Below are 16,882 nucleotides of genomic sequence, written 5' to 3'. Positions count from 1 at the left end.
TATCGGGCGCGTGGCTCTATCGGGCGGTCGCGATCACGCTGACGGGCGGGTCTCCGTGCCGATACAGCGTGTCGACCACGATCCGCAGCCCAGGATTGACCCGGACCCGGTCATAGCTGCGATCCTTGATCCGATCCCGGTCGAAGTCGATCCGCCCGCGCGCCCCGGACTCATACCGCACCCACGTCTCCTCCCCGATCATCGGCGCCGCGGTACCCCGCAGCTTGACCTTGATCGAGGCCTCGAACGAAGCACCATCGTCGGGCAGCACGAGGACGCGCACGGTGTACTGCGCGGTCCGAGCATGCCCCTCAGCATCGCCACTCTGCCGGCCGTAATCCACGTGCAGGATCTCGCCCCGGGCGACGACCGCGTTGGCGCCGGGCTTCCGGCCGAGTCCAAACATGCGCGCGACGCTAGAGCCCCGGCCGGACAGGTTCCGTCGGCTCCCCGACACCCCGACGTACGCCGCCCGACACCTCGCCGGAGATGCCCGCTTTGGTCAGACATTTTTTACCCGCAGGCGCACTCGACGGACCCGCCACAGCCTCGCGGCACCGTTGCTTCGCCGCGGCACTGAGGCTCACCGCGGCGTTAAGGCTCACCGCAGCACCGTGACTTGACCCCGCCCAGTCACAGGGGGCCGCCGCGGGTCCACCGGCCACCTGAGACCGTTGACGGATGCCAACCCCGGTAACCGTGATCCGCGACGGCAAGATCCAAGCCCCCGGCCACCGCGAGAGCCAGGCACTCGTCTACGACTGGACGTTCCCCTGGCAGGGCGAGACCCGCCAGCAGCGCACCTTCGTCCTGCTCGACACCGGCTTCCAGATCAACCAGCCGGTCATCTTCCCGGAGCAACAACAAGGTTGGTGGTACTGCGACCTGATCCACGTAGCCGACGAAGGCGACGTAGTCCGGGTCACCGACCACTGGATCGACGTAATCGTTGGCCCGCCGGACCACCCGTACCGGGTCCTGGACCTTGACGAGTACGCCGACGCGATAGCCACCGGCGAACTCGACCCGGCAGTCGGCGTGGACGGCCTCCGCCGAACCCAGCGTTTCCTGGACCACCACCTGAACCGCCGCCACGACACCAGCCGCGACACCTGGCCCGACTTCCCCCCGAAAGCCATCACCCCCCTACGAGACCTCCCGTTCACCCCCCACTCCCGCCTCCTGCCCGACTGACAACCCCGACACCCCCTCCCCCGCCGACCAGGTCTCCAAGTTCGCTTACGCCGGCCTTATGCGGACCTTGCAACAATCGTTGCCAGGTGCGATCGACCTGGTCGCGGAGTTTTGTTCTACGACGAACGAGCAGCGTCAGGCAGCAGCATGCAGGCCAGCACCGTGGAGGCTTGAGGGCTTGAAGGCTTGGCGCAAGCAGCATGCCCAGCGCCGGATCGGACCCTTAGCGCAACGGCATCCGGCGAGCCGTCGACGGACCGCGGCCCGGGAGGCGCCCACCGGAGTGCCGGCGTCTACCGGCACTGACGGCAGCCGACAAGTCATCGCGCAGGGGGACTCTCGGCCGCCGGGCAGTCGGAGAAGGTGGCGGAGGATTGACGATCGGAGGGCTGACAGGCGGGCCGCAGGCCGAGGCGGATCTGGCAGTGAGGGCCCGCAAGGGCCCGAGCGGTGTCTGGTGGGAACAACGGTCGCGCCCACCGCGGACCCGAGTCCGCGCCTTTCGCCCTCCCTGCCGCCGCCGCACGCCCCCACGCCGCAGTAACGCGCCGACGTCAACGCCCCGCACCGCCGCACCACACCGCACATCCCACGCTGACGCCACGCCCCGCACCGCCGCACCCCAGACCACGCCGCCCGTGCTGACGTCGACGCCCGGCAAACGCTCCAGCGCCTTACGTCGGCAACGTCCACAGGCCGCATTCCACGCCCACGCCGCACGCCGTAGTCCCACGCTGACCGCAACGCCCCGGCAAACGCTCCAGCGCCTTACGTCGCCAACGTCCACAGGCCACGTCCCACACCCACGCCGCACGCCGCACGCCGTAGTCCCACGCTGACGCCGACACTCTGCACCGCTGCGCCACGCCCCACGCCCACGCCGCACTGCCGCGCTACGCCGACCGCCCGCACCGCCGTGCCCTCGTCCCGCGTCCCGCTCCGACGCTCCGACGCTCCGACGCTCCGACGCTCCGACGCTCCGACGCTCCGACGCTCCGACGCTCCGAAAAGCAGCGCCGAGCTCTACCTGTCGCACAACTGAGGCAAGCGGCGGCGGAGGGGGTCGCGCTGGCTACGGCGGGGGGTCTTCGCGTAAGGCGGCCAAGAGCGCCTCGTACTCGTCGTCGACCAGCTCCGGGGCCTGCAGCTGCCGCGGCGTCGCCTCGACCTGGGGCGGGGGTGGGAGGTCGTCGCCGCTCACGCCCAGCTCGGCCAGTTTGCGGGCGCTCACCAGGACGCGGGCCTCGAGGGAGCCCACGGCACGGTTGTACGACGTCACGGCCGTCGACAGCGACGTGCCGACCTTCGCCAGGTGGTCGCCCATCGTGCTCAGGCGGGCGTACAGCTCGCGGCCCGTCTGGTGGACCGCGAGGGCGTTGGTGGTCAGGGAGTCCTGGCGCCAGGCGTAGGCGATGGTGCGCAGCAGAGCGACCAAGGTGGCCGGGGTGGCCAGGATCACGTTGCGGGCGAAGGCGTGCTCCAGCAGGGCCGGGTCGTGTTGGAGGGCGGCGTCGAGGAACGTGTCGGCGGGGACGAAGAGGACGACGAACTCGGGGGCCGGCTCGAACGCTGACCAGTAGGTCTTCGCGGACAGGGCTTCGACGTGGGCGCGGACGTGCTTGGCGTGCTGGGTCAGGCGGGCGGTGCGGGTCTGCTCGTCGGGGGACTCCAGCGCGGTGAGGTATGCCTCCAGCGGCGCTTTCGCGTCGACCACGACCTGGCGGCCGCCGTGCAGCCGGACGATCAGGTCGGGGCGGACCACGCCGTCCTCCGTGGCCGCGCTCACCTGTTCGTCGAAGTCGCAGTGCTCCAGCATGCCGGCGGCCTCGACGACGCGGCGCAGCTGCTGCTCGCCCCAGCGGCCCCGGACGGTGGGCGCGCGCAGGGCCGAGACCAGGCGTTTCGTCTCCGTGCGGAGCTCGCCGGAGACCTCGTGCATGGCGCGGACCTGCTCGCGTAACGACTCGTAGGCACCCACGCGGTCGCGCTCGAGCTCGTTGACCCGGCGCTCGTAGCGCAGCAGCGCCTCCTGCAGCGGCGTCACCGCGTCGGCCACGGCGTCCTGGGTCTGGCCGCGGGCCTCGAGCGTCAGGCTGCGCAGCGAGGCCTCCAGCCGCGCCTCCCCGTCCCGGGTCGCCTGCAGCGTCGCCTCGAGTTTCGCCAGGTCGACGGCGGAGCGCGACCGGGCGACATACCAGCCCAGGGCGGCACCGAGCGCGAGGCCGACGATCAGGAGCACCAGATCCACGGTATTCAGCATGCCGTAGGGGTATGACAGAAACCGGTACCGTCGAAGGCATGAGTTTTTCGTCCTGGTTGGAGTGGTGACGGTGTTCGGCTTCGGGCGCAGGAAGCGGGAGGCGCAGCAGCTGGCCGATGCGCGGGAGGAGGCCCTGCGCTGGTACGAGCGCCTCGGCGGACAGCTCATGAACCTCTCGGGTGACGAGAAGGCGGTCAAGCAGGCCCTGGTCGACGCCAGCGAGCGGTACAACGCGGCCGGCGGGCAGCTGGAGCGGGCGACCAGCCTCAAGCAGTACGATCTGGCCCGGGAGACGGCCCTCGAAGGCCTCGCGTACATCCGGGCGGCCCGCACCGCGATGGGCCTCGACCCCGGGCCCGACCTGCCGCCGCTGGCCGGTTCGCGGGCGGGCCAGATCACCAAGGAGCGCGAGGTCTCGGTCCAGGGCCACTCGTACCGGGCCAGCCCGCAGCCGAGCAACGCCACCCCCTACTACTACCCGGGCGGCGGCGTGGCCGGCCGTGGCGTCCCCGGCGGCTGGTACTCCGAGCCCTGGTGGAAGACGGCCCTGGTCGCCGGCGCCTGGGGCATCGGCTCGGTCCTCGTGTTCGACGCGCTGTTCGACAATTCGTTCGGTGACCACGGCTACGACGCCGCCTACAACGCCGGCTTCGACCAGGGCCAGGACGCCGGCTTCGATCAGGGCTACGACCAGGGCTTCGACGCCGGGGACGACGGCGGCGACTACGACGGAGACGGCGGCGACTACGGCGACGCGGGCTTCGGCGACGGCGGCGACTTCGGCGGCGACTTCGGCGGCGATTTCTAAAAGCGCTTTCAGAATCGCTGCAGAAGCGCTGCAGAAGCGCTTTTAGAAGCGCTGCAAGCGCCGAAAACAGAAAGGCCCTGGGAGATTCCCCAGGGCCTTTCTCAGCAAGAAGGTAAAAGGCATGACTCGGGTCCGCGGTGGGCGCGACCGTTGTTCCCACCAGACACCGCTCGGGCCCGGGGGGCCCTCACTGCCAGATCCACCTCGGCCTGCGGCCCGCCTGTCAGCCCGACAAAGGCCGGAGAAGCGAAAGCCGCCAAGCGCTACGACAGTGTCTTGGCGACCTCCGCCGCCTTCGCCGCCGCGGCCGCCTTCATGTCGCGCTTGAGCTCCTGCGGCAGCGAGAACACCAGCTTCTCCTGCGCCGTGGTGATCTCGGCCACGTCGTTGTAGCCGCGCTGCGCGAGGAAGTCGAGGACCTCCATCACCAGCTCCTCCGGGACCGAGGCCCCCGACGTGACCCCGACGGTCGAGGCGTCGGTCAGCCACGAGTCCTGGATCTCCGAGGCGTAGTCGATCAGGTAGCCGGCCCGGGCCCCCGCGTCGACCGCCACCTCGCGCAGCCGCTGCGAGTTGGACGAGTTCTGCGAGCCGACGACCAGGACGATGTCGCAGTCGGGAGCCATCGCCTTGACCGCGTCCTGGCGGTTGGAGGTGGCGTAGCAGATGTCGTCGCTCGGCGGGGACATCAGCAGGGGCAGGCGGGTCTTGAGCCGCGCGACCGTCTCGAGGGTCTCGTCGACCGACAGCGTGGTCTGCGACAGCCACACCACCTTCGACGGGTCCCGGACGGTCACCTTGTCGGCTCCGTCCGGGCCGTCGACCAGCTGGATGTGCGCGGGCGCCTCACCGGTCGTGCCGATGACCTCTTCGTGGCCCTCGTGGCCGATGAGCAGGATGTCGTAGTCGTCGGCGGCGAACCGGCGGGCCTCCTGGTGGACCTTCGTGACCAGCGGGCACGTGGCGTCGATGGCGCGCAGGGCACGGGCCTTGGCCTGGTCGTGGACCTCAGGTGCCACGCCGTGGGCCGAGAAGACCACGATCGCGCCCTCGGGGACCTCCTCGTTCTCCTCGACGAAGATCGCGCCCTGGCCCTGCAGCGTGCTGACCACATGCTTGTTGTGCACGATCTCCTTGCGGACGTAGATCGGCGCGCCGTACAGCTTCAGCGCCTCCTCGACCGTCTGGACCGCGCGGTCCACACCGGCGCAGTAGCCGCGGGGCTTGGCGAGCAGGACACGCTTCGAAGCAGTCACCCCGCCATGGTACGTGCCGACGGCCCACCCGCCCTTCGCCGAAGCAGCGGCAGCGACGACGCCAGCGCGGCCAGGACCCCGCACACGCTCACCACGACGACCAGGGTCCCCCACGGCATGACCAGCGTCACAGCGGCGCCGATCTCGTCCTGCAGGCCGGCCCGGGCCTCGAACAGCGCCGGCACCGCCACCGCCAGCCCGAGCAGTGACCCCATGAGGACGGAGAGCAACGCCTCGCTCACGACGACCCGTACCGCCTGCCCGGTGGTCGCGCCCGCACGGTGCAGGGTGACGAACTCGGGCCGCCGCGCGTTCGTGGCCATGAGCAGCGTGTTCGCCACGGCCAGGCCGGTGAACCCGACCGAGATCCCGAGGAGGATCGCGAGGAACAGGTCGATGAGGTCGCCCTCCTCGGCCGCCTCCCGCTCGACGTACGACCGGGCCGTCAAAGCGACCGCGCCCGGGGCCGGCACGAATCCATGCTGCAGGTAGACCACCTGGGTGAGGGCTGCAGGGTCGTGCACGCGCACCAGGTCCCGGGGCAGCGAGAACCCGTCCTGCGCGGCGAGGGCGGTCACCGTGACCGGCAGTACCGCACCGTCGGCGAACCGCAGCGGCACCGGCTGGCCGACCTTCCAGCCCCGCCCGGCCGGGGCGACCACGTCCGCGGCCGCGGTGCCGACGGCGTCGAGGGGCTCCCCCGACTCCAGGTACACCGTGCTGGCCAGCTCGGAGCGCCCGCCCTGGGCCCGCACGGCGGCCTCGGACAGGCCCGGTGCGTTGTCGGCCCGGGTCGCCACCGCCGACTCCGGGATCTTGGCCGTGTCCTCGATGCCGACGGCCTCGTCCGCGGTCTGGAACGTGCCGACGAGCAGTACCGCGAACCCGACCGCGGCCAGCACCGGCGCCGCCGTCGAGCCGACCCGCCGGGCCGAGACCCGCGCCCCCTCGCGCACCAGCAGGCCGGTCGCGCCGCGCCGGGCAGGCCAGGTGACCAGGCGGACCAGCGGCACCACGAAGACGGGGGCGAGCAGGGCCGCGCCCACCAGCAGTACCATCGCCGAACCCAGCACGATCGTGGGCTTCTGCTCGGCGGTGGAGCCGGGCAGCAGCAGCGCCAGCCCGCCTCCGAGCAGTACCGCGCCGCCGCCGGTCAGCCACCGGGCCAGGGTCATCGGCCGCGGCTCGGCCGCCGCCACCCGCAGCGCCTCCAGGGCCGGCACCCGCGCGGCCCGGCGCGCCGACAGCCACACCCCGGCCGCGGCCACCACCAGGCCGACGGCCACCGCGCACATCGGCGCCCACCACGTGAACCCGACCTCGAAGCCGGTCGGCTCCAGCCCGGTCGCCACGAACGGCCCGGCCAGCAGCGGGGCGAGCGCGGCCCCGAGCAGCGCCCCCGGCACTCCCGCCGCGAGGCCGACCAGCAGCGCCTCGGCCAGCAGCATCCGCCGGACCTGGCCCGGCGTGGCCCCCACGGCCCGCAGCAGGCCCAGCTCCTGCCGACGCTGCGAGGCGGAGAAGGCGCACGTCGAGGCGACGACGAAGACCGCCACGAAGAAGCCGACGAAGACCACGGCGATGATCAGCTGGGCGCCGATCCAGCGGGTGCGCAGGTCCTCCTCGGACTCGGCCGCGCCCCGGGCGTCACCGGCCAGCGCGGTGCCGAGGCCGCCGAGCACGGCCGGGAGCCGGCCCGCGACCGCGCCGGCGTCCGCGCCCGGGGCGAGCCGCAGGGCGATGAACCGGGCGCCCGGGGCCAGCGCGGCCGCGGTCGCCTCGGACACGTAGAAGCCGGGCCGGTCGATCGTGCCGGTCACGGTCCAGGTCGCCGGCCCGGCCGCGGTGACGACGTCCATGGCCGCCCCGACCGGCAGGCCGAGCGCCCGGTCGACCACGACCTCGCCCGGGTTCGCCGGCGCGGCGCCGGAGACCGGCCGCTGCGGCGCCGACCACGATCGTCCACTGTGGAGCGCTTCGCGCCGGTCCCCCACCGGCTGTCCGTCGACGAGCCGCTGGACATAGAACGGGCGGTCGGGCACGACCGCGGCGACCCCCGGCACCGCGGCCAGCTCGGTGGTGAGCCGGTCGAGCTCCGCCGCCGACCACGGGCGATACGTCGCGAACCCGCCGTCGGGCGGGTCGAAGCGCGGCGCGGCCACGATCACCGGCGCGTCGGCGAGGGCGTCGGGCACCCGCGGCTGCGCGGCCGCCCAGACCGACAGGCAGCCCGACAGCACCGCGACACCCAGCAGCAGCGCCACAAAAGTGCCGAGAAAGAGGCTCCAGCGGTACCGGATCATGCTCAGGCTCACGCCGTCACCTCCGCAAGCTCCGGCGCCGGCGCGAGCCGGCAACTGTGCTTCTGGTGAGCGGCCCTGTCGCTTCGCTCCAGACCGCTCAGCATGCCGCCGACCCCGTCTCGAGGTGGGCCATCCGCGCCGCGATCTGCTCCGCGCCGCGCGGCTCGCGCAGTTCGTCGACGATGCGCCCGTCGGCCAGGAACAGCACCCGGTCCGCGTGTGCGGCCGCGAGCGGGTCGTGGGTGACCATCACGACGGTCTGGGCGTGCCGGTCGACCGCGGTCCGCAGCAGCCGCAGCACCTCCCGCGAGGACGCGTTGTCCAGTGCGCCCGTCGGCTCGTCGGCGAACAGCACCGCGGGCCCGGTGACCAGGGCCCGGGCGATCGCGACTCGCTGCTGCTGGCCACCGGAGAGCTCGCTCGGGCGGTGCCGGGCCCGCTCGGCCAGGCCGACCTCGGCCAGCACGGCCGCGACCTGCCCGGGTGCGGCCCGCCGGCCGGCCAGGCGCAGCGGCAGCTCGACGTTCTGCGCGGCGCTGAGCGCGGCCACCAGGTTGAACGCCTGGAAGACGAAGCCGACGCGGTCCCGGCGCAGGCGGGTGAGGGCCTTCTCGGACAGCGGGGTCAGGTCGACGCCGTCGATGCGCACCTGGCCGGACGTGGCCCGGTCGAGCCCGGCCGCGCAGTGCAGCAGTGTCGACTTGCCGGAGCCGGACGGGCCCATGACCGCGGTGAAGCTGGCCGGGGCGAACTGGACGGAAACGTCGTCGAGGGCGGTGACCGAGTGCTCGCCGGTGCCGTAGCGGCGGGTCACCGACCACAGCTCGACCGCCTGATGTGTCTGCAGCGTCGTCATCACACCGTAGATCGAAGCCGCTCACCGGCCCCGGCACAGTCGCACGGCGGTGAGACCTGCGGGTAACGCCAGCACTACCGCGGCCCGGGTGCACCACCGGTACGGTCGGCAGCATGCAGCCCCGATCGGTCATGGACGCGCTGCGGCTGCCCCCGATGCGGTTCCTGCGGTCGTGGTGGCCGTGGCGGTCGCTGCTGTACCTCACCAGCGGCGGCGCCCTCGGCCTGGCCACCGGCTTCGTCCTGCTGGGCCTGCTGCTCGGCGGGGCGGTGCTCAGCCTCCTCGTGGTCGGGCTGGCCGGCTTCCTCGCCGCCGCCCTGTCCGGGATCGTGGTCGCCCGCATCGAGCGCCGCCGCCTGCGCATGGTCGACGACGTGCGGCTCACCGACCCGCACCGCCGCCCGGCCCGCCCCGGGCTGCGCGCGTGGCTGCGCACCCGCCTGCGCGAGCCCGCGACCTGGCGGGAGCTCGGCTACACGATGCTCATGGTCACGGCCCTGTGCTGGCTCGATGGCATGGTCGTGGCGCTGTGGTTCTGGATCGTGACCGCGCTCGTCGGCGGCCCCCTGTACATCCACAGCGACGAGGCCCCGATCGAGCTCACCCTCACCGGGGCCGTGTTCGGCGTCGTGCTGGGCTTCGTCCTGCTGTACCCGATGAGCGCCTGGGCCGCCGCCCGGGCCGCGATCACCCAGGCCGTCCTCGGCCCGCGGATGGAGATGGACGCCGAGCTGACCGAGGTCGCGCGGTCGCGGGCCCGGCTCGTCGACGCGTTCGAGGTCGAGCGCCGCCGCATCGAACGCGACCTGCACGACGGCGCCCAGCAGCGGCTCCTGGCGCTGTCGATGCAGCTGGGGCTGGCGCGGCTGGAGCTGCCGGACGGCGCACCGGGCGCGGAGCCGGTGGCCCGCGCCCACGACCTCGCCAAGGAGGCACTGTCTGAGCTACGGGAGCTCATCCGCGGAGTACACCCGAAAATTCTCTCGGACCGAGGCTTGCACGCCGCGCTCCTCGAGGTCGCCGACCGGGCGCCGCTGACCGTCGACGTCGACGCGGCGCTGCCGGAGCGGCTGCCCGGGGCGGTTGAGGCGTGCGCGTACTTCGTCGTCGTCGAGGCCCTCGCCAACGTGGCCAAGCACAGCGCCGCGACCCGGGCCCGCGTGGTCGCGTCGGTCTCCCGCGGCCGCCTGACGGTGCAGGTCCGCGACGACGGGCGGGGCGGGGCCGACCCGGCCCGCGGCAGCGGCCTGTCCGGGCTGGCCGACCGGGTCGCGGCCGGGGGCGGGACCGTGGCCCTCGCCAGTCCCGTGGGAGGGCCTACGGTATTGCACGTGGAGCTCCCGTGCGCGTAGTCATCGCGGAAGACGGCGTGCTGATCCGCGAGGGGATCGCGGGGCTGCTGCGCCGGTTCGGGCACGAGGTCGTCGCGGCCGTCGGCGACCCGGACGCGCTGATCGAGGCGGTGCGCACGCACCGCCCGGACCTGGTCGTCACCGACGTGCGGATGCCGCCCGGGTTCAGCGACGAGGGCCTGCAGGCCGCGATCCGGCTGCGGGCCGACGACCCGGGCCTGCCGGTGCTGGTGCTGAGCCAGTACATCGAGCAGACCTACGCCGCGGAGCTGCTCGAGTCCGGCCGCCGCGCCGGCGTAGGTTACCTGCTCAAGGACCGCATCGGCGACGTGACCGAGTTCGCCGACGCCGTCGACCGGGTCGCCGCCGGCCACACGGTCGTCGACCCGGAGGTCGTCGGCCAGCTCCTCGGCCGCCGCCGCGACCCGCTGACCCGCCTCACCCCGCGCGAACGGGAGGTCCTGGCCCTGATGGCCGAGGGCCGCTCGAACGCCGCGATCGCCCGCACCCTGGTCGTCTCCGAGGCCGCCATCGCCAAGCACATCAACGGCCTGCTGGCGAAGCTCGACCTACCCCCCGACGACGACGTCCACCGCCGCGTCCGCGCCGTCCTCGCCTACCTCCGCGGCTAGCCCCACACAACCGACGCCGACCTCCGCGGGCAGCCGACGTGGCCGCGCCGATACTGTGTCCGGATGACCGATGAGGCGTCGAGCAGCGAGAAGCCCTGGCCGGTCCGCGTCGTCAGCCAGAAGATCAGCCAGTGGATCGGCCGCCTCGGCTGGATCTGGGTCGACGGCCAGGTCGCGCAGGTCACCCGCCGCCCCGGCACCAACACCGTGTTCCTCACGCTGCGCGACCCGTCGGCCGACCTCAGCCTGACCGTGACCACCAACCGCGACGTCATGGACCTCGGCGCCCCCAACCTGACCGACGGCGCCCGCATCGTCGTGCACGCCCGCCCCGAGTTCTACGCCGCCCGCGGTTCGTTGAGTCTGCGCGCCGACGAGATCCGCCAGGTCGGCGTGGGCGAGCTCCTGGCCCGCCTCGAACAGCTGAAGAAGCTCCTGGCCGCCGAGGGCCTGTTCGCGCGGGAGCGCAAGCGCCGCCTGCCGTTCCTGCCCCGCCGCATCGGCCTGGTCACGGGGCGGGCCAGCGCCGCCGAGCGGGACGTGCTGACAAACGCCCGGCGCCGGTGGCCGACGGTCGACTTCCGAGTCATCAACGTCGCCGTGCAAGGGCCTTCAGCGGTACCGCAGATCGTCGACGCCCTCAACGTCCTGGACCGGGACGAGACGATCGACGTCATCGTCATCGCGCGCGGCGGTGGCTCGATCGAGGACCTGCTCCCGTTCTCCGACGAGGCCCTGTGCCGGGCGGTGTTCGCCTGCCGCACCCCGGTCGTGTCGGCGATCGGGCACGAGACGGACGTACCACTGCTGGATTTCGTAGCTGACCTGCGCGCTTCGACCCCGACCGACGCCGCGAAGCGCATCGTGCCCGACCTGGCCGACGAGGTCCGCCTGATCGCCCAGGCCAAGCAGCGCCTGGACCGCTCCCTGCGCGGCCTGCTGGACCGCGAACAGCACCGCCTCGACGCGCTGCGGTCCCGCCCGTCGATCGCCCGCCCGCTCACCATGGTCGACAACCGGGCCACGGACGTCACCGCCCTACAGGCCCGCGCCACCCGCAACCTGGTCCACCGCCTGGACCGGGCCGGCACCGAGCTCGAGCACACCCTGGCCCGCCTGCGCACCCTGTCTCCGTCCGCCACGCTGCAGCGCGGCTACGCGATCGTCCAGCGCGAGGACGGCGCCGTGGTCCGCGCCCCCGCCGAGGTGAAGGCGGACGAGCAGCTCCGCATCCGCCTGGCCGAGGGCGAGCTCACCGCCGCCACCACCGCGACTGCCACCGCCGACTGAGCGACCGCGACCCCCGTAGCGAGCTGAGCGGCCGCGACTCTCGTACCGAGCTGAGCGGCCGCGCCCGAGCCGAGCCGCGCCGAGTGAACACGTCGAACTGAGCGAACACGCGCGTCGAGCCGGGCGAACACGCACGTCGAACTGAGCCGAGTGAACACGTCGAGCCGAGCGAACACGTCCGTCGAGCTGAGCCGATGAGCGCCGGGGTGCTGCGGCCGCGGACCGGCGTCGCCGGGGTGATGGAGGAGGGGTTCGTGCGCCTTTACGCGGTCGTCCAGGACCGAGCTCAACCAATGAACGGCCGGGGGTGCGACCGCGGAGCCGGGCGGCTTCCAAGGGCCGGATCACACTAAGGCGCCTTATGTGCCACCGTGCAAATTTTGGGGTGACTTCCAGGGGTCTATAGGAGAGGATGTCGTTCCGGCCCGGTTCCGGGCAGTTTCGGCCGGAAGGACGCGCGTGTCTCGACGTCTGCAGGATTACATGCTGGCCAGTGCCAAGAGCGGCCGCGAGGTCGTCCGGGCGGGGCCGTTCACGGTGACCATTACCGGGCATGACCCGAACGTGTACGTCAACTACGCCGTCCCCGACGCGGACGCGGAACCCTCCCCGGCCGACATCGACGCCCTGATCGCGGCGTTCACCAGCCGCGGCCGCACGCCTCGCCTCGAGTACCTGCCCGGCCTCGCCCCGCGGGTCGAACCGGCCCTGGTCGACGCCGGCTTCACCGTGGCCGACCGGCTGCCGCTCATGGAGTGCCGGCCGGAGTCCCTCGTCGACCAGCCCGACCCCGAGGGCTTCGAGCTCGTCACCCCGACCACGGACGAGGAGACGGAGGCGATGCTGGCCGCGCAGCACGAGGCGTTCGGCGAGGCGCCTCCGACCCCGGAGCACGTGGCGTCCACGCGGGCCAAGGCCGCCGCCGGCCACATCTACCTCCTGGCCCGCGAGACCGCCACCGGTGCCGCCGCGGGCGGTGGGGTCGCGGTCGCCGTGCGCGACGGCATCAGCGAGGTGGCGGGCATAGCGGTCCGCCCCAAGTACGAGCGCCGCGGCCTCGGGGGCAGCATCACCCTCCACCTGACCCGAGCCGCCTTCAAGGCCGGCGCGACGCTGACGTTCCTCACCCCGGCCGGCGACGCCCAGGAGCGCGTGTACGCCCGGGTCGGCTACCAGCGCGCCGACTCGGTCCTGTTCCTGTCGTACTCCGCCGGGTGACGGACGCTCTCCAACACTGACGACGCGCTTCGCAGGCGACGGACGCTCCGCCGGTGACGGACGCGCTCCGCTGAGCGGCGGGCGCGCTTCGCAGGCGACGGACGCGCTCCGCTGAGCGGCGGGCGCGCTTCGCAGGCGACGGACGCGCTCCGCTGAGCGGCGGGCGCGCTTCGCAGGCGACGGACGCTCCGCCGGTGACGGACGCGCTCCGCTGAGCGGCCGGCGCGCTTCGCGGCTGACGGACGCTCCGCGCGGTGTTGGGCGCGCCCGGCTCAGCGGCGGGAGCGCTCCGCGGCTGACGGACGCTCCGCGGGACGGGACGCTCCGCCGGGTGACGGACGCGCTCCGCTGAGCGGCGCGCGCTTCGCCGGGTGACGGGTGCGCTGTTCCCGTCGCGACTCGGGTGGGTGGCGTGTGGTTGAGTGGAGCCCGTGAGCGAGGCGAAGGCGAAGACCACGGCGGAGACGCTGACGTATGAGCAGGCCCGCGCCGAACTGGCCTCCGTCGTCGAACGGCTGGAGTCCGGCGGGTCGACGCTGGAGGAGTCGCTCGCGCTGTGGGAGCGGGGCGAGGAGCTGGCCGCGATCTGCCAGCGCTGGCTCGACGCCGCCCGCGCCCGCCTCACACCCGCGGAGTCCTGACCCGGCGGCCGCAAATCGCCGGTGCGTGCATGACGACGCACTCGGCGCATGTCCCTGCGCTCGCTGGCACCGGGGCGGCGGGGGTGGTGGTTATTGCAGGCCGATGTAGCGGGCCTGGGCGCGCATCTGGTGGTCGAAGAACTCGGCCGGGTGGTTGATCGTGTTGCGCATCTGGCCGAAGATCTCGAAGCTCACCTGGCCGAAGAGGGCCACCCAGGCCGAGAGGGCGCGGATGACGGTGGTCAGGTGGACGGACGGGGCGATGACCGAGCGGACCCGCTGGAGGTTCGCTACCGACTCCGGCGGCGGGAGGGTGTCGTCGAAGCGGGTCACGGTGTCGGTCTTCGCGGCCGCCTCCAGGATGCCGCCCAGCACTGTGACCGCGCGGATGCCCGGCGCCACGGTGTCCTCCGGGGCCTGGTAGCCGGGGACGGGGCTGCCGTAGATGAGCGCGTACTCGTGCGGGTGGGTCACGGCCCAGTCGCGGACGGCGTGCGCCAGGGCCAGCCAGCGGGCGGTCGGGGCCTCAGGCGGTACCCCCGAAACGGCTTCTTCGGCTTTGGCGCCTAACGCGTTGTAAGCGTCCAGGATCAGGGCGGTCAGCAGGTCGTCGCGGCTCGGGAAGTAGCGGTAGATGGCCGAGCTCACCATGCCCAGGTCGCGGGCCACGGCGCGCAGGGACAGGTTGGCGCCGTCCGTGGCCAGGTGGCGGCGGGCGATCTCCTTGATCTCGTCCGTCATCTCGGCACGGACGCGGGCCCGGATCGAGTTCGCCTTCATCCGCCCATCATCACACACGCTCCGAACCGAGAGCACTGCTCTTGCATTCGCTGGCGGACACATGCTCCAATATGAGAGCAGTGCTCTCGCAACAGAGCACACGACACGCCAAGGAAGGCGGAGACATGCACGTCATCGTGGGAGCGGGGTCGGTCGGCGGGGCTGTGGCGATGGAGCTGGCCGCGGCCGGGGAGCCGGTCACGGTCGTCACGCGCAGCGGCGGCGGGCCGGAGCATCCCCTGGTCACGCGGGTGGCGGCCAACGCCGGGGACGCCGACGCCCTGGTCCGGATCGCGCAGGGCGCCGAGGTGATCTACAACTGCGCGAACCCGCAGTACTTCGAGTGGCCGACCGCCTGGCCGCCCATGCACAACGCCATGCTCCGGGCGGCCAAGGAACACGGAGCGGTGCTCGCGATCACGGCCCCGCTCTATGGGTACGGGCACGTGGACCGGCCGATGACCGAGGACCTGCCCCTGGCCGCGAAGACCGTGAAGGGGCGGGTCCGCGCGCAGATGTGGCTCGACACGCTGGCCGCGGGCGTGCGCGCGGTCGAGGTGCGCTCGTCGGACTGGATCGGCCCCAGCTACTCGCTGATCTCCATGGCGCTGCCGGCCATGCGCGCCGGGAAGACGGTGTGGATGCCGGCGCCGGTGGACGTGCCGCATTCGTACACGTACACCGGCGACGCCGCGCACACCCTGGTCGCGCTGGCCCGGGAGCCGCGCGCCTGGGGCCGGGCCTGGCACACGCCGTCACCGCCGGCGTCGACCGCGCGGCAGCTGCTCACCCGGGTCGCCGAACTGGGCGGCCTGCCGGCACCGTCGTTCCGGGTGTACCCGAAGCCGCTCCTGCGGGCGGCCGGCGTGTGGGACAAGTTCGCGAAGGAGTTCGTCGAGGTCCGCTACCAGCACGATCGCCCGTTCGTCGTCGACTCCTCGCGCGTGACCAGCGAGTTCGGCCTGACCGCGACCCCGCTCGACGACGCGATCCGCGCGGCCCTGCGGCACGCCTGACCGCTGGAGGGAAGACAGCGCACCAACGGCGAGAGCACTGCTCGCGAACGGAACCGGCCGCCCCGCCGGCCGGCGGGCGGCGGGGCGGGGTGGTACCGGGTGACCCCTTTCGGCACCGAGGCGCCGGCGGGGATCGTGCGGGGTAAGGGAGATACAGCTAGCTGAAGTCGACCAGGGAGTAGGCGCGCAGCTTCTCGAGGCGGTGGAACGAGTCGATCCAGCGGATCGTGCCGGAGCGGGATCGCATGACGATGGACTGGGTGTAGGCGCCGCCGGAGCGGTAGCGGACGCCCTTCAGCAGGTCGCCGCTGGTCACGCCGGTCGCGCAGAAGAACATGTTGTCGCCGCTCACCAAGTCGTCCGTCTTCAGGACCCGGGACAGGTCGTGGCCGGCGGCGAGGGCCTTCTCGCGTTCCGCGTCGTCTCTCGGCCACAGTTTCGCCTGGATGGCGCCGCCCATGCATTTCAGTGCCACCGCGGCCACGATGCCTTCCGGGGTGCCGCCGATGCCCATGAGCACGTCCGTCTCGCTGTTGTCCCGAGCCGCGCTGATGGCGCCCGCGATGTCGCCGTCGGAGATGAAGCGGATCCGGGCGCCGGTCTGGCGGACCTGCTGGACGAGCTCCGCGTGGCGGGGGCGGTCCAGGATGCAGACGGTCAGTTCGGACACGCTCGAGCGTTTCACCTTGGCGATCCGGCGCAGGTTCTCCTCCACGCCGGCGTCGATGTCGACGACGTCGGCGCACTCGGGGCCGACGGCCAGCTTCTCCATGTAGAACACCGCGGACGGGTCGAACATGGCGCCGCGCTCGGCCACGGCCAGCACGGCCAGGGCGTTCGGCATGCCCTTGCTCATCAGCGTCGTCCCGTCGACCGGGTCGACCGCCACGTCGACCTCGGGGCCGGTGCCGTCGCCCACACTTTCGCCGTTGTAGAGCATCGGCGCGTTGTCCTTCTCACCCTCGCCGATCACCACCGTGCCGCGCATGGGCAGCGAGTTGATCAGCAGGCGCATCGCGTCGACGGCCGCGCCGTCGCCGCCGTTCTTGTCTCCCCGGCCGACCCAGCGGCCTGCGGCCATCGCCGCCGCCTCCGTCACACGGACGAGGTCAAGGGCCAGGTTCCGGTCCATCTCACGGCTCATTCGTGCACTCCTGTCAGACGACACAGGCCTCGTCGGTCACGACGCATTCGGCCGGCTGCGGCTTCGCGCCTCTTCGCGTGGGTGTGTTCACCACCATTCATCCTGGCAGCGATCGGGCTTCCATGACCTGTC

15 protein-coding genes are annotated in these 16,882 nt (G+C 72.6%); 8 read left to right on the top strand and 7 right to left on the bottom strand.

What is annotated here, in order from left to right; translation table 11 throughout:
- Nucleotides 1-16 precede the first annotated feature (16 nt).
- Nucleotides 17-406 (bottom strand): hypothetical protein, encoded by a 390-nt coding sequence (locus ACIA8L_RS03975; RefSeq protein ID WP_395900133.1) that lies wholly within the window; start codon nt 404-406, stop codon nt 17-19.
- Between the two features lie 275 nt (nt 407-681).
- On the opposite strand from ACIA8L_RS03975, the gene ACIA8L_RS03970 reads away from it, so the two are divergent.
- A complete protein-coding gene (locus tag ACIA8L_RS03970; protein ID WP_395900131.1) occupies nt 682-1,194 on the top strand; it encodes a DUF402 domain-containing protein in 513 nt (170 codons plus the stop codon).
- Between the two features lie 1,072 nt (nt 1,195-2,266).
- Here the strand turns inward: ACIA8L_RS03970 and ACIA8L_RS03965 are convergent.
- Nucleotides 2,267-3,454 carry a DNA recombination protein RmuC gene (locus ACIA8L_RS03965; protein WP_395900129.1) on the bottom strand — a complete coding sequence of 396 codons (1,188 nt, stop codon included), beginning with the start codon at nt 3,452-3,454 and terminating at the stop codon, nt 2,267-2,269.
- 61 nt (nt 3,455-3,515) lie between these two features.
- On the opposite strand from ACIA8L_RS03965, the gene ACIA8L_RS03960 reads away from it, so the two are divergent.
- On the top strand, nt 3,516-4,262 hold the full coding sequence (locus ACIA8L_RS03960; protein WP_395900127.1) for a hypothetical protein: 747 nt from the start codon (nt 3,516-3,518) through the stop codon (nt 4,260-4,262).
- A gap of 263 nt (nt 4,263-4,525) precedes the next feature.
- Here the strand turns inward: ACIA8L_RS03960 and ACIA8L_RS03955 are convergent, their stop codons facing one another.
- From ACIA8L_RS03955 to ACIA8L_RS03945, 3 genes are all read right to left on the bottom strand, one after another.
- Entirely contained in the window at nt 4,526-5,518 is a 993-nt protein-coding gene (locus ACIA8L_RS03955; protein ID WP_395900126.1) for a 4-hydroxy-3-methylbut-2-enyl diphosphate reductase, read from the bottom strand.
- A complete protein-coding gene (locus ACIA8L_RS03950; RefSeq protein ID WP_395900124.1) occupies nt 5,515-7,833 on the bottom strand; it encodes an FtsX-like permease family protein in 2,319 nt (772 codons plus the stop codon). The genes ACIA8L_RS03955 and ACIA8L_RS03950 overlap by 4 nt, the downstream gene beginning before the upstream one ends.
- A gap of 85 nt (nt 7,834-7,918) precedes the next feature.
- Complete coding sequence (locus ACIA8L_RS03945) at nt 7,919-8,677, bottom strand: ABC transporter ATP-binding protein (RefSeq protein ID WP_395900122.1); 759 nt, start codon at nt 8,675-8,677, stop codon at nt 7,919-7,921.
- A 113-nt stretch (nt 8,678-8,790) separates the two neighbouring features.
- On the opposite strand from ACIA8L_RS03945, the gene ACIA8L_RS03940 reads away from it, so the two are divergent.
- From ACIA8L_RS03940 to ACIA8L_RS03920, 5 genes are all read left to right on the top strand, one after another.
- Complete coding sequence (locus ACIA8L_RS03940; protein WP_395900121.1) at nt 8,791-10,029, top strand: sensor histidine kinase; 1,239 nt, start codon at nt 8,791-8,793, stop codon at nt 10,027-10,029.
- Nucleotides 10,020-10,661 carry a response regulator gene (locus ACIA8L_RS03935; RefSeq protein WP_395900119.1) on the top strand — a complete coding sequence of 214 codons (642 nt, stop codon included), beginning with the start codon at nt 10,020-10,022 and terminating at the stop codon, nt 10,659-10,661. Before ACIA8L_RS03940 ends, ACIA8L_RS03935 begins: the two co-directional genes overlap by 10 nt.
- 63 nt (nt 10,662-10,724) lie before the next feature.
- Nucleotides 10,725-11,951, top strand: coding sequence for an exodeoxyribonuclease VII large subunit (gene xseA, locus ACIA8L_RS03930; protein WP_395900117.1), 1,227 nt, complete (start codon nt 10,725-10,727; stop codon nt 11,949-11,951).
- Nucleotides 11,952-12,410: 459 nt separating this feature from the next.
- Nucleotides 12,411-13,169 carry a GNAT family N-acetyltransferase gene (locus ACIA8L_RS03925; RefSeq protein WP_395900115.1) on the top strand — a complete coding sequence of 253 codons (759 nt, stop codon included), beginning with the start codon at nt 12,411-12,413 and terminating at the stop codon, nt 13,167-13,169.
- 431 nt (nt 13,170-13,600) lie between these two features.
- On the top strand, nt 13,601-13,810 hold the full coding sequence (locus ACIA8L_RS03920; RefSeq protein WP_395900113.1) for an exodeoxyribonuclease VII small subunit: 210 nt from the start codon (nt 13,601-13,603) through the stop codon (nt 13,808-13,810).
- A gap of 90 nt (nt 13,811-13,900) precedes the next feature.
- On the opposite strand, the gene ACIA8L_RS03915 is transcribed toward ACIA8L_RS03920, so the two are convergent.
- The gene (locus tag ACIA8L_RS03915) at nt 13,901-14,590 is read right to left on the bottom strand and encodes a TetR/AcrR family transcriptional regulator (protein ID WP_395900111.1); all 690 of its coding nucleotides are present in this window, start codon (nt 14,588-14,590) and stop codon (nt 13,901-13,903) included.
- 125 nt (nt 14,591-14,715) lie between these two features.
- Between ACIA8L_RS03915 and ACIA8L_RS03910 the strand changes: the two genes are divergently transcribed.
- On the top strand, nt 14,716-15,606 hold the full coding sequence (locus ACIA8L_RS03910) for an NAD-dependent epimerase/dehydratase family protein (RefSeq protein ID WP_395900109.1): 891 nt from the start codon (nt 14,716-14,718) through the stop codon (nt 15,604-15,606).
- A gap of 157 nt (nt 15,607-15,763) precedes the next feature.
- Here the strand turns inward: ACIA8L_RS03910 and glpX are convergent, their stop codons facing one another.
- Entirely contained in the window at nt 15,764-16,750 is a 987-nt protein-coding gene (gene glpX, locus ACIA8L_RS03905) for a class II fructose-bisphosphatase (protein WP_395900107.1), read from the bottom strand.
- Nucleotides 16,751-16,882 lie beyond the last annotated feature (132 nt).

This window comes from Dactylosporangium sp. NPDC051541 (assembly GCF_044454505.1).
In the GTDB taxonomy this organism is placed as follows: domain Bacteria; phylum Actinomycetota; class Actinomycetes; order Mycobacteriales; family Micromonosporaceae; genus Dactylosporangium.
Note: the sequence above shows the minus strand (reverse complement) of the source record. Positions and strands in the feature narration are given on the sequence as shown.